At 43.7% G+C, this 21,772-nt stretch carries 23 protein-coding genes; 2 read left to right on the top strand and 21 right to left on the bottom strand.

Annotated elements, in window-relative coordinates; translation table 11 throughout:
- Positions 1 to 49: 49 nt before the first annotated feature.
- From N596_RS02085 to N596_RS02070, 4 genes are read right to left on the bottom strand one after another with little or no spacing between them, the layout of a single operon-like run.
- On the bottom strand, positions 50 to 1,333 hold the full coding sequence (locus tag N596_RS02085) for a glycosyltransferase (protein ID WP_023026775.1): 1,284 nt from the start codon (positions 1,331 to 1,333) through the stop codon (positions 50 to 52).
- On the bottom strand, positions 1,293 to 1,949 hold the full coding sequence (locus N596_RS02080) for a hypothetical protein (protein ID WP_023026774.1): 657 nt from the start codon (positions 1,947 to 1,949) through the stop codon (positions 1,293 to 1,295). Before N596_RS02080 ends, N596_RS02085 begins: the two co-directional genes overlap by 41 nt.
- Positions 1,942 to 3,084: a glycosyltransferase gene (locus tag N596_RS02075; protein WP_023026773.1), complete on the bottom strand. Its 1,143-nt coding sequence runs from the start codon at positions 3,082 to 3,084 to the stop codon at positions 1,942 to 1,944. Before N596_RS02075 ends, N596_RS02080 begins: the two co-directional genes overlap by 8 nt.
- Positions 3,081 to 3,857 carry an SDR family NAD(P)-dependent oxidoreductase gene (locus N596_RS02070; protein ID WP_023026772.1) on the bottom strand — a complete coding sequence of 259 codons (777 nt, stop codon included), beginning with the start codon at positions 3,855 to 3,857 and terminating at the stop codon, positions 3,081 to 3,083. Before N596_RS02070 ends, N596_RS02075 begins: the two co-directional genes overlap by 4 nt.
- Before the next feature lie 166 nt (positions 3,858 to 4,023).
- On the opposite strand from N596_RS02070, the gene N596_RS02065 reads away from it, so the two are divergent.
- Together N596_RS02065 and N596_RS02060 are read left to right on the top strand one after the other, a co-directional pair.
- Positions 4,024 to 4,476 carry a DUF3290 family protein gene (locus N596_RS02065; RefSeq protein ID WP_023026771.1) on the top strand — a complete coding sequence of 151 codons (453 nt, stop codon included), beginning with the start codon at positions 4,024 to 4,026 and terminating at the stop codon, positions 4,474 to 4,476.
- Complete coding sequence (locus N596_RS02060) at positions 4,473 to 5,105, top strand: DUF421 domain-containing protein (RefSeq protein ID WP_023026770.1); 633 nt, start codon at positions 4,473 to 4,475, stop codon at positions 5,103 to 5,105. Before N596_RS02065 ends, N596_RS02060 begins: the two co-directional genes overlap by 4 nt.
- 75 nt (positions 5,106 to 5,180) lie before the next feature.
- Here N596_RS02060 and N596_RS02055 read toward each other — a convergent pair whose 3' ends face one another.
- The 17 genes from N596_RS02055 to N596_RS01975 all read right to left on the bottom strand — a co-directional run bounded on the left by N596_RS02055 (position 5,181) and on the right by N596_RS01975 (position 21,635).
- The gene (locus N596_RS02055; RefSeq protein ID WP_006596430.1) at positions 5,181 to 5,966 is read right to left on the bottom strand and encodes an L-threonylcarbamoyladenylate synthase; all 786 of its coding nucleotides are present in this window, start codon (positions 5,964 to 5,966) and stop codon (positions 5,181 to 5,183) included.
- A gap of 95 nt (positions 5,967 to 6,061) precedes the next feature.
- Entirely contained in the window at positions 6,062 to 6,652 is a 591-nt protein-coding gene (gene leuD, locus N596_RS02050) for a 3-isopropylmalate dehydratase small subunit (protein ID WP_023026769.1), read from the bottom strand.
- A gap of 10 nt (positions 6,653 to 6,662) precedes the next feature.
- Positions 6,663 to 8,045, bottom strand: a complete 1,383-nt coding sequence (leuC, locus tag N596_RS02045) for a 3-isopropylmalate dehydratase large subunit (RefSeq protein ID WP_023026768.1) — start codon at positions 8,043 to 8,045, stop codon at positions 6,663 to 6,665.
- Positions 8,046 to 8,047: 2 nt separating this feature from the next.
- On the bottom strand, positions 8,048 to 8,317 hold the full coding sequence (locus tag N596_RS02040; RefSeq protein ID WP_023026767.1) for a DUF1294 domain-containing protein: 270 nt from the start codon (positions 8,315 to 8,317) through the stop codon (positions 8,048 to 8,050).
- The gene (gene leuB / locus N596_RS02035) at positions 8,314 to 9,351 is read right to left on the bottom strand and encodes a 3-isopropylmalate dehydrogenase (RefSeq protein WP_023026766.1); all 1,038 of its coding nucleotides are present in this window, start codon (positions 9,349 to 9,351) and stop codon (positions 8,314 to 8,316) included. Before leuB ends, N596_RS02040 begins: the two co-directional genes overlap by 4 nt.
- A gap of 11 nt (positions 9,352 to 9,362) precedes the next feature.
- The gene (locus N596_RS02030; protein ID WP_023026765.1) at positions 9,363 to 10,925 is read right to left on the bottom strand and encodes a 2-isopropylmalate synthase; all 1,563 of its coding nucleotides are present in this window, start codon (positions 10,923 to 10,925) and stop codon (positions 9,363 to 9,365) included.
- Between the two features lie 314 nt (positions 10,926 to 11,239).
- The gene (locus N596_RS02025; RefSeq protein ID WP_023026764.1) at positions 11,240 to 11,896 is read right to left on the bottom strand and encodes a YpmS family protein; all 657 of its coding nucleotides are present in this window, start codon (positions 11,894 to 11,896) and stop codon (positions 11,240 to 11,242) included.
- Positions 11,868 to 12,707 carry an SGNH/GDSL hydrolase family protein gene (locus tag N596_RS02020; RefSeq protein WP_023026763.1) on the bottom strand — a complete coding sequence of 280 codons (840 nt, stop codon included), beginning with the start codon at positions 12,705 to 12,707 and terminating at the stop codon, positions 11,868 to 11,870. The genes N596_RS02025 and N596_RS02020 overlap by 29 nt, the downstream gene beginning before the upstream one ends.
- Positions 12,708 to 12,764: 57 nt before the next feature.
- Complete coding sequence (locus tag N596_RS02015; protein WP_023026762.1) at positions 12,765 to 14,033, bottom strand: dihydroorotase; 1,269 nt, start codon at positions 14,031 to 14,033, stop codon at positions 12,765 to 12,767.
- Positions 14,034 to 14,044: 11 nt separating this feature from the next.
- Positions 14,045 to 14,509, bottom strand: coding sequence for an NUDIX hydrolase (locus N596_RS02010; protein WP_023023099.1), 465 nt, complete (start codon positions 14,507 to 14,509; stop codon positions 14,045 to 14,047).
- A 9-nt stretch (positions 14,510 to 14,518) separates the two neighbouring features.
- The gene (locus N596_RS02005) at positions 14,519 to 15,172 is read right to left on the bottom strand and encodes a uracil-DNA glycosylase (protein WP_023026761.1); all 654 of its coding nucleotides are present in this window, start codon (positions 15,170 to 15,172) and stop codon (positions 14,519 to 14,521) included.
- 130 nt (positions 15,173 to 15,302) lie between these two features.
- Positions 15,303 to 16,808, bottom strand: coding sequence for a glycosyltransferase-like membrane protein (locus N596_RS02000; RefSeq protein ID WP_023026760.1), 1,506 nt, complete (start codon positions 16,806 to 16,808; stop codon positions 15,303 to 15,305).
- A gap of 268 nt (positions 16,809 to 17,076) precedes the next feature.
- Positions 17,077 to 17,604, bottom strand: a complete 528-nt coding sequence (locus tag N596_RS01995; protein ID WP_023026759.1) for a hypothetical protein — start codon at positions 17,602 to 17,604, stop codon at positions 17,077 to 17,079.
- Between the two features lie 134 nt (positions 17,605 to 17,738).
- Complete coding sequence (pyrE, locus tag N596_RS01990) at positions 17,739 to 18,371, bottom strand: orotate phosphoribosyltransferase (RefSeq protein WP_023023091.1); 633 nt, start codon at positions 18,369 to 18,371, stop codon at positions 17,739 to 17,741.
- Positions 18,372 to 18,810: 439 nt separating this feature from the next.
- A complete protein-coding gene (pyrF, locus tag N596_RS01985; protein WP_023023089.1) occupies positions 18,811 to 19,503 on the bottom strand; it encodes an orotidine-5'-phosphate decarboxylase in 693 nt (230 codons plus the stop codon).
- 376 nt (positions 19,504 to 19,879) lie between these two features.
- Positions 19,880 to 20,818 (bottom strand): dihydroorotate dehydrogenase, encoded by a 939-nt coding sequence (locus N596_RS01980; protein WP_023023087.1) that lies wholly within the window; start codon positions 20,816 to 20,818, stop codon positions 19,880 to 19,882.
- Positions 20,819 to 20,828: 10 nt separating this feature from the next.
- A complete protein-coding gene (locus N596_RS01975) occupies positions 20,829 to 21,635 on the bottom strand; it encodes a dihydroorotate dehydrogenase electron transfer subunit (RefSeq protein ID WP_023023086.1) in 807 nt (268 codons plus the stop codon).
- Positions 21,636 to 21,772: the final 137 nt, after the last annotated feature.

The following is a 21,772-nucleotide window of genomic DNA, read 5'->3' as shown; positions in this document are numbered from 1 at the left end:
ATAGAAGGTTTTTAGAAGAAAGCAAAGAGGAGTCTCCCCTCCACTTCTTCTATAACTTCACTTTCAATAGTCTCTCTATTTCTTGATAAAGAATCTTTGTTGGCTGGTAGCCTTTGCTTTTCTGAGCAAGAGCCTTTAAGTGTGACCAATCTTCTCGAGAAACCAATTCATTAAATAAGCGCAAGACTTCAGATTCCGTCTTTTTACGAGAAACTAATCCTACTTGGAATAACTCAGCCCGAACCGCATTGTCAAACTGGTCATAGTCCTGGGGCAAAATCAGACTTGGAATGCCCTGCTCAATACAACCCATCAGGATCCCTGCACCTGCATGATGAATAGCAAAATCCATCTGTTCCAAAACATCTGAATAAGGGAGGTAATCAAAGATCAGAAGATTCTCCGACAAGATCCTTGGTGTATGCTCCAAACCAGCAGAGTCGCCTAAGGTTACGTAGAAGACATAGTCAGGATATTCTTGGCTCAAAAGCTTTGCCAACTCCACCATCCGCTCTTTTTCCCATTTTAAATGAGTCCCGCAAGTGACGAAGATACGCTTTTTAGAGGTCGTAAGATACTGCTTCTGTTCTTGGGGAAGTCGGTCAAAAGATAGACAGCGATAACCAACCCATTTGAGCTGGGGTGGAAAATCGTCTCGAAACTCCAACTCTTTCATGCCCAGAGCTAAAATTGAATAGGGAGAATAGATCGCTTCTAACCCGTCTTCACGGTACAATTTGAAGTCCGCTAGGGTAACAAGATTCTTCTTAACCAGCGCAAGTCCAACTTTCTTTGCCAGACGAATGAACTGCCTGCCCATTGCATCTCTCCACTTGTAGAAGATTCCCTGGTGTGGTTTCCAGCCACCTAGATAAGCAGGGGTGGTCGTGCGACTCTCAATCGCCACTGGGCTTGGAATGGTCGTAATCCAGGGGATTTCTAAACGATCTGCTAACATACCAGCAGGAGCTGCTACAAAATCTGCAATAACCAAGTCTGGTTTTCCCTCAGAGTTCCAAATTCGATTTATTTCGTCGAAAACTTCTGGAACCAGCCTGCTATTGGCCATTAATTGTTGGTACATGATAAATAGATTTGCTTGCTTTGATGTATTCGCTATATCTTCCATCACTGTCGGACGATCAGGAAACAAGGCAAGGCAGTCAAAACCAATCCGCTCAACCAATGCCTTTTTCTGAAAACCTGTAATAACACGGATCTGAAAACGCGGATCCTCCAGCAAGGGCTTCACCAGAGTCAAGGTTGGGAATAAATGGCCACTAAAGGGAACGCTAATCACATCGATTTTTATCACTTTGTCTAATCCAGTCATAGATGATTCCTTTCACATCTTCTCTGTATTCATAGCTATAATGATCCGTATCCACTTGAATATCCGCTGAGTGGCGATCCAGAATACGTGAATAAGGATCTTTCTTTCCTTTGATGACTAGCAGTTCTATATCCTTTTGACTTAAGAGAAGCTGGGATACAGGTCCAAGCGCTATCACGCGCAATCTTGGAAGGGTGACCTGATTGCCTAAACTTCTGAGCCACTGGGTCAGCATATTGACCCCTGAACTCTTACAAACAAGAACTACTTCCTGCGCTTCCAACAAGGGAGACAAGTGCTCCTGTAACAACTTTAGGAAACGCGGGTTCAATATCGTATGCCAATAGTAGATGATATTGGACGCAGCAGCCGACAAGAGGGATACCTGAGGAAACTCTATGTGTTCAAAATCTTGATTGAAGGGGAAATTACTGGCTACTACTGAATAGCCAGATGGACAAATAGCATGGAGGAGATCTAGTTGTCCAGCTGTCAGCCCAGCACAAGTGATATCACTGCTCCCACTAAGAAAGAGGACCAAGCGATCAGAGTCTAGCATGGTCTGATCAAGAGACAAAGCAGACAAACGGTCTAGATAGGACTTCATCTTACTCATAACGAATCCTTCCATCTGTCACACGAATCTTCCGCCCCCGCCAATTAATCACAGGAGGAGTCACTAGAACATAGACAAAGAGCCAAGGAAGCAGGAAATCACTCAGCACTTCGTAGGCGACTTCATCCAAGTGTAGGCGATTGGATAGAATGCTTTGTCGATAGAGGAGCATCCATACTGCCTTGAATAGTAGTAAACTCAAGCCTAGAAGAAGATAAGGCCAACCTAAAAACAGACTTAGGATGAAGCCTGTAAAAGGCATAAAACTAGGTAAACCAATGAGACAAAAGACCTTCCAGTCCATGTGTTCTTTGAGATAGATAGAGCTAAAGAGAAGCCATCGCTTCATCTGGAGCAGGTATTGCTTGGCATCCTTGATAGTGGTTCGAACATTGCAGGTGACCCGTGTTTGGACAATGGATACTCCTTTACTCCTTAAAAAATCGGCCACAGCTAAATCATCACATAGATAATCCTTAATCGCTGTGAAGAGCCCCTGCTCCTTTGCAAGTTCTACCGGTAGGATATAAAACATCCCGTTGATGGAGTGATTCGCCTCAACTTCTGCCATAGTAAAATAGGTAATAAAGGAATTGCCATTGACGAATGCTGCAACCAGCTTGGACCAGAAATTACTTCTTTCTTGGTTATAGGGAATACCTGTCAGAATGACCTCTTGACCCAGATAGGCAGTCAACTCACCCATTTTAGAAAAATCAATCACACTATCATCGTCCAAAACAATCAGGTAAGGCCGGGTCAGCTCCTCTACAACCTGCTCAATCTTGTAACTCTTGGGATTAATCCCTTGAGGGACGTCTTCAATGAGAAAGATTCGAATGCGTTGGGCAAAGGAAGCATCTTGGCAAATCTGATCTGCTACTCGCTGGGCTTCTGTATCAGACTGGTCAATCAACCAGTAGAATTCTACTGCTTCTGTTTGCTGGAGATTGGCCAGCAAATCATTCGCTAAACGAGGATCCCCAGAGAGGATGGGTTGGACCACTGTAAAAAGCTCTTCTGGGAAGTCTGCAATATGAGACTGGCCTTTTTTATAATAAATGAAGGACAGTAACCAACGGATGAGAAATAAGAGAAGATAAGCAACGCCTAAAAATATAAATAAAAATTTCATCTAGTAAGTCCCTTTCGTAAATACCGTGCAAGGAGACGAATGATCCATCTTTGGGGAAGCAGACGACCTAGCAAAACGAGCAAGCGATAGCGAAGGCCGATAACAGCATAGGAAGTATCTCTTTCTATGAATCGAATCAACTGCTGAGCGACTTTCTCAGGCTTCATCTGCAAGCGACCGCCACCCAATGCTTCTACTAGTTTGGGAGGAAGAATAGCTGTTTGGACTGGTCCAAGAATATAGAGACCTAGCTGAATCGGTGAATCTGATTGCTTCAGTTCCTCCTGGAGAGCAAGAGTGTAGGTCTGCAAGGCAGCCTTACTGGCACTGTAGGCTGCTAAATAGGGATGAGGAAAAAGAGCAGCCAGAGATGACAGCTGGACCAAGTGGATCTTCTGATTCTTCTTCACCACCTGCTTGATTAGTTGGACTGGAGCATGGTAGTTGACTTGCCAGAGGTCTTGCTCACTAGCTGATTCAAGGTCACATCCTATGGAAAAATAGGCTAGTCCCGCACAATTGACAAGAAGATCTGCATCTAGGTTCTCTACAAAAGCTTCTAGGGCTACTTGATCTAGCATATCTAACGTTAGGATTGACAGTTGCGCCTTGCTCCCAGTTAGTTCCTTTTGAACTTGGGAGAGTTTGTCGGCATCGCGACCCACTAAGACCAGATGCTCCAGACTTCTTGCCAGTTCTTTCGCTAGCTGCCGGCCAATCCCTCCTGTAGCTCCTAAAATGATTGCTTTTTTTATAGTATCTTCTATCTTCATAGCTCTAGTGTACCAAATTTCGATTAGATAGAAAACTCCTACTTCTATTCTTCCACCTTAAGGTACAATCCATACCTTTAAACAATGAGAATGTCACTTTAAATCATTGAAGTAAGGATTGAAATAGTTTATAATAGCTTGAATACAAAATAATTGAGGGGTTTTTATGAAATTCTATTCCTACGACTATGTACTGAGTCAGATTAGCCAGCAAAATTGGGTCATGGTGATCATGTCCATTCTCTTAGTGTTGGTAACGGCTTTTTTCGCATTTAAGGCATATAAGGATAAACGTGGAAGTAAGTTCCGTGAATTGTCTATTATTTCTGTCTTAATCTTAGTAGCCGTTGTTTTGATTGGCATTTCAAATTTTCAAAACAATCAGTCTAATGACAATCAATTCCGCTCTTCCCTACACTTCATCGAGATTGTATCAAAAGAGTTAGGTGTTGATAAAAAAGACATTTATGTCAATACTTCAGCTACTACTGATGGAGCTATTATCAAGGTAGACAAGCAATTCTATCGTGCGATTAGCGGAACAGACCCAGATAGCTATTTACTTGAAAAAATGGACTTATATAAAACAGATGTAGAACTGGTGGAGGTTGAAAAATGATAAGCTTTTTTGCTACAATTGCAATTAAATTGGCCTTGGGGCTTCTTTCTCTTGTTTTTGTTATTAACGTAACAGGAAAAGGAAATTTAGCGCCAAGTTCTGCAGTAGACCAAATACAGAACTTTGTTCTCGGGGGTATTATCGGCGGGGTCATCTACAATAGCTCGATTACCATCCTTCAATATGTCGTCATCCTCATCATCTGGACGATTTTGATTCTGTCACTCAAATGTCTTAATACCAATGTTTACTTCATCAAACATCTGATTGATGGAAAACCAACTATTATCATAAAAAACGGAAAATTAGATCCAGAAGCTTGTCGCTCAAAAGGCCTTTCTGCTTCTGACGTCGCTCTTAAGTTGCGCTCTCAAGGGGTCTTCCAATTGAAAGAAGTCAAAAGAGCCGTCATCGAACAAAATGGCCAACTCATAATCGTTCGAATGGGAGATGAAAATCCCAAATACCCAATCATTACAGATGGTGTAGTCCAAGTAGAAATCTTAGAGTACATCGGTAAAACTGAAGAATGGCTTATGGCCGAACTGAATAAAAAAGGATTTGAAAATGTCGATGACATCTTTATCGCTGAGTACGACAAGGGTGAGATTAATGTCGTGACTTATTAAAGTTGGAAATCAGCTATTCGATAAAATAGACAAGTAAAAGGTCGTTACGAACTGTAACGACCTTTTTTCTATCTTTTAATAGTACTCCCCTTGGCGGTAGTTCCAAGAGTTGAAATGATCAGATAAGTGCATCATGATCTTGTCGATATCCAATCCCTTACGGATCACGACTGGGCAAGTATTGACAGAACGGCTACCTGCTCCTTGTTCTGGGATGAGTTTTCCTTCTGCATCAACCATAGAAACCATCACTCCTTGTTCATAGCGAGTTTCAATAGTCTTGTCTGGTTGGATAGAGGCTACATAATCATCGGCTTCGATGACCAAATCCACGGCACCTTCGATTCGCTCTCCGATTCCCTCGACTTTCCCACGATTTCCTTTACCAGATGGGTTAGCTGAAGAGGCATAAACCATTTTGCCTTCTTTTTCCCACATTTCTTTGGCGATTTGCTCACCAGCTTTACCGAATTTGATGACAAAACAGCTGGTTCCACGAACATCTGTCATGAGTTCTTCACGTCCATCGCCGAAGGCTTGTAATTTGGCATAGGCATCTTCACGCCAAGGAAGGATACAACCAAGCAAGATATCTTCATCCCAATGTTTTTGGTAGAAGGCTTCGATTTCAGGATTCAATTGCGCAAGGGCCCGGAGTTCATCCATGCTTCCACAAAGAACGACACCTGGTTTGTTGCGGTTGCGTTCTTTAGCTTCGAACTTCCGTTCCAAGCCGGCCTTGTCACTGGTCATAATAATGTAACCGACTTTTGTAGGGCAGACGATACAACCTCCCTCTCCTTTCAAAATGTCAAATCCTTCTTGTGAAAGTGTTCCGTCCCATTGAATGTGTTTTGTCATAAATTTCGTCCTCTTCTATTCTTTTTTTCTATTCTATCAGATTTCCTGAAAATCTACAATATATTTTCTGAATATTCTTAATTAACTATACAATTTTATTGCCAATAAGCTGGCCGTTGCTTTTCATAAGCGGCAATCAAGTCCTCATATTGAAGTGTAATACCAATGTCATCTAGACCATTGAGCAGTTTGTGCTTCCAATCACCATCGATCTCAAATCGAAACTCTCCAACTGGCGAGATAATCTTTTGTTCTTCCAAATCCACCGTCACTGGGTCTGTCGGCTTCAAGCTGGCTAGTTTTTGTCGAACCTCTAAGGGCTGAACAATCGGAAGCATCCCATTATTGAGTTCATTATTGTAATGAATATCTCCGAAGGATCCGGCGATGACGACTTTAAAGCCATAATCAGCCAAGGCCCAGGCTGCATGTTCCCGAGAGGAACCTGCCCCAAAATTGTCACCAGTGATCAAAATGGTTGCCTTGCGGTATTCCGGCTTATTAAAGATAAATGTTGGATCCTCGGTATACTGATCGTCCAAATAGCGCCAAGCATACATGAGGTATTTGCCAAAGCCTTTTTTATCAATCAGCTTTAAGAATTGCTTGGGGAGGATTTGGTCGGTATCGATATTATCGTTCATTAAGGGAACGGTTGTCCCCGTATAAATGGTAAATTTCTCCATGATTCCTCCTTTATTGAACTTCAGGCATTTGGCGCACATCGACAAAGTGACCGGCTATTGCTGCTGCAGCTGCCATAGCTGGGCTACAGAGATGGGTCTTAGCCCCAAACCCTTGGCGGTCTTCAAAATTTCGATTGCTGGTAGAGGCACAATGGACGCCATCTGGAACCTTATCTGGATTCATTCCTAGACACATAGAGCAACCTGGATCACGCCATTCAAAGCCTGCATCCATAAAGATCTTGTCCAAGCCTAACTTTTCAGCAGCCTGCTTAACCGGACGAGAACCAGGTACGACAATGGCTGTTAAGTTGGGCGCAATCTTTTTGCCTTTCACAAACTTGGCTGCCAACTCCAAATCGCTGAGACGCGCGTTGGTACAAGATCCGATAAAGATATAGCCTAATTCAATGTCTGCTGGTTTTTGGCCAGGTTCTAGATCCATATAATGATAGGCCCGCTCATCATTCATGTCACGAATCTCTGGAAAGGAAGTTTCAAAGTCCACTCCCATGGAAGGATTGGTCCCCCAAGTCACCATCGGAGCTAAGTCAGATACATCCATACGGATGACCTTGTCATATACGGCATCGTCATCACTGACCAAGGTCTTCCAGTCCGCTACTGCAGCTTCAAAATCTTGTGGCACACATTCACGACCTTCTAGGTAATCAAAGGTCTTTTGGTCTGGATTCATGATTCCCATCTTAGATCCAAATTCAATGGACATATTGCAGATGGTCATCCGCTCTTCCATGGTCAAGCGATCAATCGCTTCGCCCCGATACTCTACGACATAGCCAACGCCGCAGGCAACACCGTAACGCGCTATCAAAGCTAGGATGTAATCCTTTGAATAGATCCCTTTTTGCGGGGTTCCGGTGAATTCGACCAACATCTTCTTGGGTTTGACCTGCCAGATGGTCTGGGTGGCAAAGACATGCTCTACCTCACTGGTTCCAATTCCAAAGGCAATTGCACCGAAAGCGCCATGGGTTGCGGTATGGCTGTCTCCACAGACAATGAACTTTCCAGGCTGAGTTCGTCCAGTTTCAGGGCCCACCATATGAACGATTCCTTGTTTTTCTGAACCGTGAGCCGCATGATCAATTCCAAAATCTTTAACGTTTTCAGCTAATTTATCAATCTGAGCCTTGGAAATCACATCCCGGATATCATAAATGTTAACCGTTGGGACATTGTGGTCAAAGGTTCCAAAGGTTAAATCTGGCCGTCGAACCTTGCGTCCTGCATCCCGTAATCCCTGAAAGGCTTGGGGACTGGTGACCTCGTGGATATAGTGTTGGTCCACATACATGAGTTGGGGCTGGCCTTGCTCACCGGTCACTACATGCCGTTCCCAGATTTTATCAAAAATTGATTTTCCTGCCATCCTTACCTCCATAAAGCGTAGAGTGTGTATAGGGTGAGAAGCGTTCCTAAGAGCCAGGTAACTTTAAAATACCATTTCTGTGTTTTGTGATGAAAGAGGAGCCCTCCAGTCCAAGCCCCTAGCCCCCCAACTGCAAAAGCATAAAAGAGCAAGGTCTTTTCTGGTATCCGCCAGTCATTTCGTTTAGCCTTTTCCTTATCAACTCCGTAGAGGATCCCTACGAAGAGATTCCATAGAAGGATCAAGCCCGTAATCATTCCTTTTACACTCATAATCGTTTTATAATTTCTTCTGTCATTTCTTTTGTCGAAGCTCTGCCTCCTAGGTCTCTAGTAAAGATCCCTGCAGCAAGAGTCGCCTCTACGGCTTCTTCAATTCGTCTAGCGTCTTCTTCTCGATCAAAACTTTCTCGCATCATCATGGCAACAGAGAGGATCATCGAGACTGGATTCGCCACGCCCTGACCCGCAATATCTGGAGCTGATCCATGAATAGGCTCATACATACTTGGCCCTGACTCCGAATGACTAGCCGATGGCATGACGCCAAGAGTTCCAGATAAGACACTGGACTCATCAGAAAGAATATCTCCGAAAAGGTTTTCCGTCACGATGACATCAAAGCGTGACGGATTAGTAATCATGAGCATGGCTGCTGAGTCTACCAACTGGTGCTCCAAGGTCACATCCGGGAAGTCTTGAGCCACTCGATCTGCAACTCTTCTCCATAGTTTAGAGGTTGCGAGGACATTTTGCTTATCAATGCTAGTGACTTTCTTACGGCGTCCACGCGCAATCTCAAAAGCCTTACGTACGATACGCTCCACTTCTTCAAGAGAGTAGTCATTGATATCCCGTGCTTGATCTTCTTCTAAGATATGATCTCCAAAGTAAATCCCGCCTGTAAGCTCACGAACCACTACGAAATCCACACCTTGAATGCGATCCTCCTTCAAAGGTGACAAGTGCTTGAGGGCATCATAAATTTTAACCGGACGTATGTTAGCATAGAGGTTGAGCTCCTTACGAAGGGCCAACAAACCTTGTTCCGGACGAATCGGTGCTTGGTCATACTGGGGACTTCCGATAGCTGCTAAGAGAATAGCATCAGCTTCCTTGCTAGCTTCTAGAGTAGAAGCTGGTAGAGGATGACCAGCCGCATCAATCCCAGCTCCACCAAATGGATGCGCTTGGACTGAATAGTCAAAATTTGTTTTTTTTGCCACTGCTTTCAGTACGGACAGGCCAGCCTCCATAATCTCTGGTCCTATTCCGTCTCCTGCAAGGGCGACAATTTTCTTCGTCATAGTGTTCTCCTTTAGGCATCGGGCAGATCACGATAGGATACAATGTGGCCAATCTCTCCAGCATTCTCTTTTTGCACCAAGGTATTAGCATTGATATAGGCAATTGCTGAGGCCTTCAATACGTCAAAGTCTAAACCAGAAGCGTTAAAGATGGTATCTGTCGCTTCATTCTCAACAGTAACCAGCACACGCGCTTGGGCATCAATCCCATCTGTCACCGCATCAATGCTGTAAGAGGTCAGACGAACTTCTTGGTGGAAGAATTGATCAATAGCGTTAAAGATTGCTTCCACTGAACCTTGACCTTTGGCAAGATATTCAAGAACTTCACCATCTTCATTTTTCAGGCTGACTGTTGCAGTGATGCTTTCATCTTCGTTCGTTGTGAGGCGAAGATCATCAAAATGGAAGCCTTCTGGATTTTCCACTGCTGTACCGGCAACAAGGGCGCGGATATCAGCGTCTGTGATCTCGTGTTTCTTATCTGCCAGAGATTTGAATTTCGCAAACAATGGCTGGATGTCTTCTTCTGTGAATTCCAATCCCAACTCATGCAGTTTTTCGACAAAGGCGTGCCGCCCTGACAATTTCCCAAGAGGAAGGCTATTGCTCTTGACACCCACCAACTCAGGCGTGATGATTTCATAGGTAAGAGGATTTTTAAGAACGCCGTCTTGGTGAATCCCAGACTCGTGTGAGAAGGCATTGCCACCAACAACTGCCTTGTTTTTAGGAATTGGAATACCAGAGTAACGAGAGACCAACTCAGAAGTGTTGATGGTTTCATTGAGCACAATCGGACTGTCAACCTGGTAATAGTCTTCCCGGATATTGAGGGCAACCGCCACTTCTTCAAGCGCAGCATTTCCAGCCCGTTCACCGATTCCATTGATGGTTCCTTCGACACGACCAGCTCCATTCTTGACAGCGGCGAGGCTATTAGCAACTGCCATCCCTAGATCATCATGGCAATGAGGAGAATAGATGATCTCGCGGTCTGTTTTGACATGGTCAATCAAGTATTTGAAAATCGCGCCATATTCTGCTGGTGTCGTGAAGCCGACCGTATCAGGAATATTGATATAGCTAGCCCCTGCATCGACTGCAGTTTGAACGACTTGCAAGAGGAAATCCAATTCCGTCCGAGTCGCATCTTCCGGTGAGAACTCCACAATCTCAAACTTAGAACGTGCGTAAGAGACGTGCTCTTTGATAGCCTCAAGAATTTCTTCCTTGGTCTTGTTGAGTTTAAACTCCCGGTGAATCGGACTGGTTGCGATAAAGACGTGAACTTGCGGATACTTAGCATCTTTCAAGGCTTCATAACAAGCATCAATATCGGATTTGACCGAGCGAGCCAAACCCGTCACAGCAGTCTTGGTCAAGGTCTTTGCAATTTCCTGCACAGCTGTGAAAGAATCGGGACTGGCTGCTGGAAAACCTGCTTCGATAGCAGAAATGCCCCACTTCTCCAATTGCTTGGCAATGGCAATCTTTTCTTTGATGGAGAAATTGACTCCAGGAGTCTGTTCGCCATCCCGAAGACTGGTATCTAAAAATTCAACTTTACGCATAGGGTCTCCTCTTTTCTAAACATAGTGAATAAAATAAAAACATCTCGCCAGTTACCTAAGCGAGATGTTTTGTTACTCCCGCTTGGTAAGCCAAACAGGACTAATGCTTTTGCACTAGCCCGAATACCTCAACAACAAAGCAAATTGAATAAACTTAGCTGTTTTCATGTTTGACTTTTCTCCTTTGTCTGATGTCTTGTTTAGTATTTTAGCACAGGGAAAATTGAATGTCAAGAATTTTCTATAATATTCTGAATTTTTTGAATAGAAGCAAAATAAAGGCGAAAGCCTCTTTTTGCTTTCGCCTCTTATTCTTATTTTTTTCTGTAGAGATCAAAGATGATTTGATCATTGTATAGATCAATGGTATTTGCTTTGACATAAAAATTCATCTCATTTTTGATCTTGGCAAGCTCGATCTTTATCGTCGCCTCTTTGCTATCAATGCTTACAAAGTCAGGTAAATCCTTGTTTGTAGATAGCATCTGCATCACGGTCTTCTTAGGAAGTTTCAAGGTCCCAACTGAAAAATCCTTGAGAGTCAAGAGGATGCTCCCATCCTCTAGCTTACTCGGCTGGAAATAGATATAGAGGGGGTACTCCTTTCCTAAAAAGTTCAGTTTCCCCTCCAGTAACATCTGTTGATTGTCTGCATAAAGTTGATAATCACTCAAATGATAACTTTTCAGCATGACCTTGATGGTTTCATTAAGTTGAGCTCTTGTCGTTGTCATACTGCCAATCTTAACATCTCCTTTTTGGTTAGGAGTCTGTAGTTGACGGACATCCTCTCGAACCGTTGAGAAGCGAGTCCATACGACTAGACTGGTTGCTAATAAGAAACTGACCAAGCTAAGAAAGAGCCATTTCCAGATATTTATCGGGGTTTTCTCTCGTCTCTCCTTAAAATGAGGCCCTGTGGTTGGTGGCTTGACCTTCTTTTCACTCAAACCATTTTTTCTTAGTTGCATGTATTTTCTCCAGTACGGCTTCTTTCATAATTTCATATCCTGTATTATTGGGATGAAAACTATCCTCGTCATACAAGGCATCGTTGGTCACAGTTTCTTTTCCTAATTCGTTCTCTGTCACCCCACTCTTACCATCAATGCCCTTATAGAGAAGGTCGTTGATCGGAACAAAATAGACGCCCTGATAAGCAGAGAGGGTCTCCTCCGTTCTTTGGTTCCATTGATCCACAAGCGTCTGCAATTCCGTTAAATCGGGGAAGTTGAGATACAAGGGATTATAGATCCCCACTACGTAAATAGGCAAATCAGGATTGTCTTTGCGGGCCAATTCGATGATCTGTTTAAGATTTTTCACGTAAGTCTTAGACGGCTTATCAAAGCGATCCAGATCTAAGTTGCTGGTATCCTCAAGAATGGCCTTTCGCAGATCATTGCCCCCGACAGTGATGGTCAGTAACTGAGCCTGCTTCAAATCCTTTCGAATCTCCTTTTTCTCCTGCATACGTGTCAAAATTTGACTGCTGGTATTGCCAGCTACACCATAGTTAATCGCTTTGAATTCAAGACCTGTTTCATTGGTCAAACTCTGAGCAAGAAGAGGAACAAAGCCTCCTTGATTGGTGCTATCTCCTACGCCTTTCGTCAAAGAATCCCCAATCGCTACATAGGTGACTGTCTTTTTTGGGGCGCTTGCTGATGGTTTGGTCATCACTGGTTCTGCCGAAGGAAGGAGCCAATTGACCAGAAAAAAGCAGACCAGAAAAGTGACCAAACAATACAAGATCATTTCTAGTATTTTTCTACTATTCATATACTCCTCATTCGTCCAGCCTTTAATTTAGATTTCTTGATTGTCTTTTAGTTCCGTTCAGGCTTGGTAGACAATGTTCCCCTGGCAGATGGTATAAGCTACCTGTCCCTTGAGGGATTCTCCAACAAATGGGGAATTGGCTGCCTTAGAGGCAAAATGATCAGATACCAAACGGTCAGCCTCTGGGTCAAAGATCACAATATCTGCTGGTCCACCAACTTCTAAATAGCCTGCTTCAAAGTGATAGAGTTTTGCAGGATTATAAGTCATTTTTTCTAAGAGCTCCATTAAACTAAGCTCTCCAGCGTGAACCAAATAGGTCAAACCAAGCGATAGAGAGGTTTCTAATCCTGTCATGCCGGAAGGAGCTTTGGTGATATCGGCCACGTTCTTTTCATCCGCATGATGAGGCGCGTGGTCCGTTGCAATCACAGAAATAACTCCTGACTTCAAGCCTTCGATCACTGCACGGCGATCCTCTTCCCGACGAAGGGGAGGATTCATCTTGGCATTGCTTCCCTTAGACAGCAAAAGATCTTCTGTCTTAGAGAAATGCTGAGGAGCTACTTCTGCTGTGACTGGAGCGCCGATTGCTTGAGCAAACTCAACTACCTTCACACTCTCAGCTTTAGAAAGGTGCTGGATGTGGAGGTGACCACCTGTCGCATGAGCAATCATGGCATCACGCGCTGCCATAGAGTATTCAGCTACACCTGTCGCTCCACAAACCTTGAAGTGTTCTCGGGCAATGTGCTCATTGAGTCCCAGAATGCCATTCAATTCTGGATCTTCTTCATGCAGACTAATAAAGATACCTAGACGCTTGGCTTCTTCCAAAGCTTGACGCACTACTTTGGTACTTTGCAAAGGTATCCCATCATCAGAGAAACCGACAGCCCCAGCTTGTAACAAGCCTTCAAAGTCGGTCAAATGTTGGCCATCAAAGTTCTTGGTAACCGTCGCAACTGTCTTGACATGAATGGCTTCCTTGGCAGCAGAATCCAAGACTTCATTTAAGGTCTCGACATCCGAAATAGTTTGAGTGGTATTGGCCATCATGACAACTGTCGTAAAACCACCCGCTGCGGCTGCCAGAGCTCCGGTGTGAATATCTTCCTTGTGGGTCTGACCAGGTTCACGGAAGTGAACATGAATGTCCACTAAACCTGGCGCTACCACCTTGCCACTTGCATCAATGACTTGGGCTTGCTCGTAAGAAAGAGATGGGCCTATTTCAACAATTTTACCCTGATCTACCAAGAGATCACACACTTGATCCAAACCAGTTTTTGGATCCATGACACGACCATTTTTAATGACTAACATCTTCTACTCCTTTATTCATAGAAATCGACATGGGTCTCTAGTAAGCGATCCCCATCATAGCGAAACATTGCTGAAAAGAAGGGTCTATCTTCCAAGAGCCACTCGACAAAGGTGTGGTCCCCTTCCCAAGTAGGTTTTGAGAGGACTTGATCATAAGGCACCCACTCCAATGTCCCTTCGTTACACTCGATGAGCTCTCCTTCAAAATCGGTCACCTTAAAGACATAGGTGTACCAGTCCAGATCTGGAGTAAATTCAGGGAAGGTGATAATCCCTTTTAAAACTGGTTTAGCTTTCAGGCCCGTCTCTTCAAGGATTTCCCTAGCAGCACACTCTTGAGGAGTTTCTCCGCGTTCTAATTTTCCACCAACTCCAATCCATTTGCCTTCATGGACATCATTGGGCTTTTTATTGCGATGCAACATGAGAAATTCTTTCCCATTGTCGATATAACAAATCGTTGCTAATTGTGGCATTTCTTTCTCCTATCTTAACCAATCAATCGGCTCGCGTCCTGCATCTTCCAAAAATTGATTGGTTTTTGAAAAGGGCTGGGAACCAAAGAATCCTCGGTAGGCCGATAAGGGACTTGGATGAGCTGATTCAAGGACCAAATGTCGATCGTGGGTAATCAGAGGCTTTTTCTTACGAGCGTAAGATCCCCAGAGGATAAAGACTACTGGCTCCTCCAACTCATTGACCACCTTGATCACAGCATCTGTAAACGGCTCCCAAATTTTTCCAGCATGGCCATTGGCCTGCCCAGCAGGCACCGTCAAGCAGGCATTGAGCAAGAGCACCCCTTGTTCAGCCCAAGTAGTCAGATCATGCGACCGCTTCTCACCAATGTCTGAGCGCAATTCTTTAAGAATATTTTGCAAAGAAGGCGGTGCTGGTACATAATCTGGGACAGAAAAACTTAAGCCTTGTGCTTGATCCGGTCCATGGTAGGGATCTTGGCCTAAGATCAAGACCTTGACCTGATCCATCTCCGTTGTCTGCAAGGCCTTAAAGACCTTATCACGCGGTGGATAGACCACTCCTTGGCTATAGACCTCATTCATAAAGTCATTGATCTGATGAAAATACCCTTCCGGAAGATGGGATTTGATGGCTTCGTGCCAGGGGGAATGTTGCATGGAAACTCTCCGCTATCCAATAAATTCTTACCTTTCATTATACCACATTTGACAGAGATCCACTGGATAAAAAAGAGGCTGGACAAGTTTATCCAACCTCTGTTTCTGCCTATTCATAAAGCGAGAGCTTTTAGGTGTTTTCTTTCTTGGGATATCCTGCTAGACCAATCGAAGCCACTAGCAAAATTTGCGGTAAGAATTGGATGAGGTAGCGAGTCTTCCCACCTTCAAAGATGGTTAAGAAGAGCAAACCACCAAAAACCGCTAAGGAAAGGAAGTTAAAGTCATCCGTATCTCGACGCTTGAGATAAGCCCCAAGCAAGCCAGCCGACAGGACGATCCAGATTAACTGCTTGATAAATTCATAATACTTGTACTGTGGCCGATCCGTGCTGAGGAAATAGGTTCGCACCCATTTAGCAAATCCATTATTTTTTGTGCGTTTTGCATAGAGTGGATTGATATAAGGCGTCTTCTCATACTCTACATCTCGATACAGCCAACCCAGGGTGCCTTCTGCTACCGTCAAGGATTGCTTGTAATAGATGTGCCCAATCAAACCGAAAGGTCCATATTCCTTGAGACGGCGCTTGATTTCTTTAATGACATTTTCCTTCTTAAACAGACCATTGTTGTAGTCTGAGCGCTTGTCCTCATCGATATAAGCCAGCAAGCCCTCTTTCATATCTTCTTGGTTATGCCCCATATCCGTCAAGCCCAGATTGATAAACAAGAGTGGTCCTTTGGCCAGCCCTTCTTCTTTCAGAATCGGCACGACCCTTTGATGATTGACCGCTGTATTCAACCCTGCAAAGACAAATCCCGTCGTCATCACGGTCACCGTAGCAATCTTGCCAAAGACCTTCCAGTTTCCTCTAAAGAAGAGTACAGCCCAAAAGGCAATCATGACAATAATAGTCGTTGGACGGATCAACATAGTTACGCCAGATAAAATCCCTAAACCAAACATCTTCTTCCAGGAGATCCCTGCTTGGTTTTCCTTCAAGAGATCCAAGGACCACCATAATTGCAGAGCAATTAAAGGAAGTGGCGGAATGTCCGTATACATGGAATAGAAATAAGGCGAGTAACAGATCAAGCTCACATAAAAGAGATAGACTAGATCAGCCGTTTTTTGATTGAAATGCTTCTGTGACAGTTTGTACAAGAGGACGGCACCCAAATTGACATAGAGCATATTGAGAACCTGCATAACCCACAGACCACTAGAGCCAAACAACACATAGAAAAACTTTTCATAGAGAAAGAGCGGAATGTTATTCGGATTGCGGCTGAGATAGTTGGTGATGGAAGATTGCTTCAGAAGCTCAAAAGCCCCCTTAAAAACCACCGCAGCATCCCGACGGATCAAAAGTTCCGCACAAACCATGACAATCAGCTGAAAGACGATTGCACCAAGCAAGAAGCCTTTTTTGTGCTGGGTCAACCAAGCAAGGGCTCTTTTGACCCCATCGCGTTTCAACCAGCCTAGCAGAAATAGCAATCCAGCACCTAAAATGGCTAGCCATGAAATCTCTCTCAGATAGGTCACACTGATCAAGAACCAGTGGACCATCACTAGCAACATGATACCATGAAGCATCCCAAATAGAATACGTTTACTTTTCGATAACATAAATCCATTATATCAAAAAAACAGCATTTCTGCTGTTTGTGACTGGTACGAAATCATTTAGGCCGAGGAATGATCTTCACTATTTGCAATCTTCCTTGAAATCAAGCTTGACTTCTCGCAACTCTGTGAATGCAAGTCCTCTGTAAAATAGGATCACAATTAGAAATAAATTCAATGCCAAAAACAAGCCAAAATGTTGTTCCTGTCATTTGCATTTTTATACCCTTCCACATAGACTAGCGACTTCCAAATTCCCTAAAAAGAGTTCTTACTCTTCTCTTTTCAACCAATTTTCACGCTGTGCTTCTTCTGCTAAATCTTTTGCTTTATCGATATCCAATGAATTTGAATTCGACGGGGTGTTGGATTCGATATCTTCTTCCAATTCTTGTAAGATTTGAACATCTTTAGGGGTCAAATTCGAAACTGTAGGGTCTGCTTTAGGCAGAGGACGATAGAACATAAAGAAACCTACAATGACAATCAGAAGAGCGGCAACCGATATGAGAAACCCTTTCTGGAAATCTTCAACAGGTATTTTAGTACCTTTCGTGGACAAGTCCTTCCACTCTGGGTGTTGCTCCTCAGCCTCTTTTTTAGCATTAAAAGCAGGTGTGATCAAAACTCGATTCATCAAGGTGATTGCTCCCAGGGACATCAGCAAAAACGGAATATGGCGTGATTGACTGATGATCACTAAACTTCCACCTGTAATAGCAATCAAGCTGATGAGGATATTAACGGTAAACCAAACTCTCGCCTGCTTTTTCATTTCCAAATACTCTTCTTTTGTCATGTGCTTCTCCCTTAAGATCGCTTATATCGTAAAACAATTACCATAATCATACAGGATTATTCTATGTATTTCAAGTTAGCTAACAACTAGTGAAAAGAGGATAAAAAAGAAGCGCAAGAAACGCTTCTGTACGATTAGTTATTTTGCCAAGTTTCTTGGTTTTCCTTGAAACGGCGCAACATTTCCAAACCTTCAGAGGTAATATAACCTTGTTCTTCTGCCAAATGAATCAGTTCTGTGTAGTTAGACAAGGTTTCGAGTTGAACGCCAGCTTCTGCAAATTTCTTATCGGCTTTTTCCAATTGGTAGGTGAAGATAGCCACCACACCAAGGACATCTGCTCCTTCACGTTTCGCAGCTGCGACAGCATCCAAAACTGAACCGCCTGTAGAAATCAAATCTTCCACCACTACCATCTTTTGACCTTGTGGTACACGGCCTTCGATTTGGTTCCCAGCACCATGATCTTTTGGTTTGCTACGGATGTAGGCAAAAGGCAGATTCATCTTATCAGCGATAATGGCACCGTGAGGAATCCCCGCAGTTGCTGTTCCAGCAATCACTTCTACTTCAGGGAAAGCTTCCTTAATTTTGTCCACAAATCCATTCTCAATCAAGGTACGAGTTTCAGGATAAGCGAGGGTCACACGGTTATCTGTATAAATAGGGGACTTGATCCCTGAAGCCCAAGTAAAAGGCTCTTCTGGTTTCAAATAAACGGCTTCAATTTTTAGAAGATGGCTGGCAATATCTTTAGCTAATGACATGATAACTCCTTATTTACGATTTTAATCGAATACGAATTAAATAGGAAATAATTTTAAACAATAACAGTATAGGTTGGTGAATGCGTTAGGGAAGGTCCTATCGGACTTCCCGTAGAGCTACAAAAGTTTCACTTTTAGTAGACCATATTATTCCGACGATTAGAAGAAAGAAACGATTTTTTTCTCTTAGTTAATCTAGTGAATGCGTTAGGAAAAGTCCCATCGGACTTTCCAGAGTTCCGACACTTGTTTGAAAGAAACGATAATTTTCTTTCAAACAAGTTAGTGAATAGTTTAGGGAAGGCCCCATCGGGCTCCGATTATTCCGACGATTAGAAGAAAGAAACGATATTTTTCTTTCTTCTAATCTAGTGAACTCGTTAGGGAAGATCCTATCGGACTTCCCGTAGAGCTACAAAAGTTTCACTTTTAGTAGCTCTTACGAGTTCCACTGTCTCTTAATCTCATGATAAGCATCCCATGGGTTTTCTGCTTGGATGATCGGACGTCCAACGACAATGTAGTCTGAACCGATGGCGTGGGCTTCTTGTGGGGTCATGACCCGTTTTTGGTCACCAATTTCTGCTCCCGCAGGACGGATACCTGGGGTTACACAGACAAACTCTTCTGATGTAGCCTTCTTGATCAAATCAACTTCATGGGCTGAACAAACAACTCCGTCCAAACCAGCTTCTTGTGCTTTTCGGGCATAATTAACTACTGATTCTTGGACAGTGGTTTGGATGTTTTGGCAATCACGCATGTCTTCTTCACTGGTAGAAGTCAACTGAGTCACCGCCACCAACTTGGCTCCTGGCCCAAGTGCTTTTTTAGCTTCGCGCATCATCTCTACACCGCCAGCCGCATGAACTGTCACCATATCCACACCAAAGGTGCCAAGGACAGACATTGCTGACTTAACCGTATTTGGGATGTCGTGCAATTTTAGATCCAAGAAAATACTGTGGCCACGACCTTTCAGATAGTGGACAATTTCTGGTCCAACTGCATAGAAAAATTCCATTCCTATTTTTACAAAAAGTTTTTCATCTTCTGGGAAATGTTCTAAAAAGTTTTTTACATCTTCAAAAGCTGGAAAGTCAAGGGCGATGATGGGACGTTCTTCACGCATGGGTTTCTCCTTTTAATGGGTGACATTTTTTCCACAAAAAAACCTTGCCCGAGGCAAGGTTACACGAAAATTAGGTAGTATCTACCCTGATTCACCGTCTAGACCTTAGGAGCCTCTCTGGACCACTTTAAAGGTTTTTCTACATTGTAGTACGATATTAAAGAAAAGTCAAGAAATAATCATAAAACGTTCGGATTCCATCTGTCTTTTTCATCTTTCGACTAGGAAAGATTCATAAACATGTTAAAAGATTGACGAATAAACGTTTTTCCTGTAAAATTTTTGCTATGCTGAGTAAGGGTTGTTTCAGTTGTAGCTTACTCAGTAGCCTGTTGGGGTTGTAGCCAGCAGGCATTTTTTATTTTCATGATAATCCTTATAATAGATTTTCTCGGACATGTTTTCGTAAGTTCTCAAGAGTGTCAATGCCATATCGATCCATGACCTGCGGCAGGGCTTCGATGATCGTTGGACAAGCATAAGGATCGGTGAAATTGGCAGTGCCGACACCGATCGCAGAAGCGCCAGCAATCATCATTTCAATCGCTGCTTCTGCTGAATCTACACCCCCCATTCCAATGATTGGAAGTTTCGTGGATTGGGCTACTTGGCGGATGAGTTTCAAGGCTACTGGGAAGATAGCTGGTCCTGACATACCTCCCGTACCATTGGCAATAATAGGCTTACCAGTCTTGAGGTCGAAGCGCATCCCGACCAAGGTATTGATCATGGTTAAGCCACTTGCTCCCGCATCTTCCGCAGCCTTGGCTACTTGAGTGATGTCTGCTACACTAGGGGTCAATTTAACGTAGACAAGGACTGAGGATGCTTCTACTGCAGCTTTTACCGCATCATAGGCCAACTCAGGAACCTGACCAATCAAAAGCCCGTTATTCCCATGGTCCACATTGGGACAAGAGATATTAAGCTCGATGGCCTTTACATTTGGTGCTTGAGAAATCTTCCGCGATACCGTCGCATACTCTTCGTTGGAAAATCCTGCTACGTTGGCAATAATCGGTAGATCTGGATAATGCTGGGCTAACCAAGGGAGTTTCTCTGCGAGAACGACATCGACACCTGGATTTTGGAGACCAATGGCATTGAGCATTCCTGCAGGAGTCTCTGCGACACGTGGTGTGGGATTGCCAAAACGAGCCTCAGCTGTCGTTGCCTTGATCATAATGGATCCTAATAAGTCCAAGTCATAGTATTTGGCATATTCTTGGCCAAAACCAAAACAGCCGGAGGCAGGAATAATGGGATTTTTCAAGTCTAATCCTGGTAAGGATACAGCTAATCGATTACTAGTCATACTTTCCTCCCTACATCACAATCGTACCAGTTTCAAAGACTGGACCATCTTCACACACGCGTTTATTGGCTGCTTGGCTTGCATTTTCCAGATGAACGACACAGGCATAGCAAGCTCCCATCCCACAGGCCATACGGGATTCCATTGAAATATAGGCCCGAGGGTGATCATAGAACTTGCTGTTGACGTATTTGAGCATACCAGGGGCTCCACATGAATAAACCGCATCAATATCTTCATTGAGTGTTTCCACTACAGTTGACACATTACCTTGGATCCCATAGGAACCATCGTCAGTTGTAATGGTCACTTGCCCATACTGCTTCAACTCTTCTTCAAGGATAACCGCTTCTTTAGTAGAAAATCCAAGGACAGAATGGACTTCTACTCCTTGCTCATGTAGCTGTTTAGCCACTTGGACCAAGGGAGGTACTCCAATCCCGCCACCGATAATCAAAGTACGCGCCCCTTGGCCAAGCCCCTTTAAGTCAAAGCCATTCCCTTGAGGACCCATGACACTTAGAAAACTACCAATAGGCAGCTGAGAAAAGATGGCCGTTCCGCCTCCTTCTACGCGATAGATGAGGCGACAGGTATGGCTGGCTTGATCAATCTCTGAGATAGAAATGGGACGACGAAGGAGCTTAGAGTCATCCGGTACACGGATATGGAGAAACTGCCCAGCTAGCATCTGCTCGACCATTTGCCCCTTCAAGACCATTGAAAAAATCCGTGGCGCAATTTCTTCTTGAGCGATTAACTCCATGTCTTCCATCATGATTTTTCCAAACCGTTTTTTACAGCTGTCACTGACCATTGGTTTCCTCTTCTTTCTTCCAGCAAAAAAGACCTCGCAAAAGCAAGGTCCTACAAATGATCAGCTAGACTCAGTCCGCTGATCTTTTTTTCTGTCTTTCCTTGCAGGCCTCTCTGGACCCCTTAAAGGTTAAATTT

The sequence above is a fragment of the Streptococcus ilei genome (assembly GCF_000479335.1).
Lineage (GTDB): Bacteria > Bacillota > Bacilli > Lactobacillales > Streptococcaceae > Streptococcus > Streptococcus ilei.
This window is presented reverse-complemented; position numbering and strand designations above follow the sequence as displayed.

Bases quoted from the DNA above. Each gene is read 5' to 3' on its own strand.
- N596_RS02085 (WP_023026775.1), bottom strand. From the start codon at position 1,333: ATGACTGGATTAGACAAAGTGATAAAAATCGATGTGATTAGCGTTCCC.
- N596_RS02080 (WP_023026774.1), bottom strand. From the start codon at position 1,949: ATGAGTAAGATGAAGTCCTATCTAGACCGTTTGTCTGCTTTGTCTCTT.
- N596_RS02075 (WP_023026773.1), bottom strand. From the start codon at position 3,084: ATGAAATTTTTATTTATATTTTTAGGCGTTGCTTATCTTCTCTTATTT.
- N596_RS02070 (WP_023026772.1), bottom strand. From the start codon at position 3,857: ATGAAGATAGAAGATACTATAAAAAAAGCAATCATTTTAGGAGCTACA.
- N596_RS02065 (WP_023026771.1), top strand. From the start codon at position 4,024: ATGAAATTCTATTCCTACGACTATGTACTGAGTCAGATTAGCCAGCAA.
- N596_RS02060 (WP_023026770.1), top strand. From the start codon at position 4,473: ATGATAAGCTTTTTTGCTACAATTGCAATTAAATTGGCCTTGGGGCTT.
- N596_RS02055 (WP_006596430.1), bottom strand. From the start codon at position 5,966: ATGACAAAACACATTCAATGGGACGGAACACTTTCACAAGAAGGATTT.
- leuD (WP_023026769.1), bottom strand. From the start codon at position 6,652: ATGGAGAAATTTACCATTTATACGGGGACAACCGTTCCCTTAATGAAC.
- leuC (WP_023026768.1), bottom strand. From the start codon at position 8,045: ATGGCAGGAAAATCAATTTTTGATAAAATCTGGGAACGGCATGTAGTG.
- N596_RS02040 (WP_023026767.1), bottom strand. From the start codon at position 8,317: ATGAGTGTAAAAGGAATGATTACGGGCTTGATCCTTCTATGGAATCTC.
- leuB (WP_023026766.1), bottom strand. From the start codon at position 9,351: ATGACGAAGAAAATTGTCGCCCTTGCAGGAGACGGAATAGGACCAGAG.
- N596_RS02030 (WP_023026765.1), bottom strand. From the start codon at position 10,925: ATGCGTAAAGTTGAATTTTTAGATACCAGTCTTCGGGATGGCGAACAG.
- N596_RS02025 (WP_023026764.1), bottom strand. From the start codon at position 11,896: ATGCAACTAAGAAAAAATGGTTTGAGTGAAAAGAAGGTCAAGCCACCA.
- N596_RS02020 (WP_023026763.1), bottom strand. From the start codon at position 12,707: ATGAATAGTAGAAAAATACTAGAAATGATCTTGTATTGTTTGGTCACT.
- N596_RS02015 (WP_023026762.1), bottom strand. From the start codon at position 14,033: ATGTTAGTCATTAAAAATGGTCGTGTCATGGATCCAAAAACTGGTTTG.
- N596_RS02010 (WP_023023099.1), bottom strand. From the start codon at position 14,509: ATGCCACAATTAGCAACGATTTGTTATATCGACAATGGGAAAGAATTT.
- N596_RS02005 (WP_023026761.1), bottom strand. From the start codon at position 15,172: ATGCAACATTCCCCCTGGCACGAAGCCATCAAATCCCATCTTCCGGAA.
- N596_RS02000 (WP_023026760.1), bottom strand. From the start codon at position 16,808: ATGTTATCGAAAAGTAAACGTATTCTATTTGGGATGCTTCATGGTATC.
- N596_RS01995 (WP_023026759.1), bottom strand. From the start codon at position 17,604: ATGACAAAAGAAGAGTATTTGGAAATGAAAAAGCAGGCGAGAGTTTGG.
- pyrE (WP_023023091.1), bottom strand. From the start codon at position 18,371: ATGTCATTAGCTAAAGATATTGCCAGCCATCTTCTAAAAATTGAAGCC.
- pyrF (WP_023023089.1), bottom strand. From the start codon at position 19,503: ATGCGTGAAGAACGTCCCATCATCGCCCTTGACTTTCCAGCTTTTGAA.
- N596_RS01980 (WP_023023087.1), bottom strand. From the start codon at position 20,818: ATGACTAGTAATCGATTAGCTGTATCCTTACCAGGATTAGACTTGAAA.
- N596_RS01975 (WP_023023086.1), bottom strand. From the start codon at position 21,635: ATGGTCAGTGACAGCTGTAAAAAACGGTTTGGAAAAATCATGATGGAA.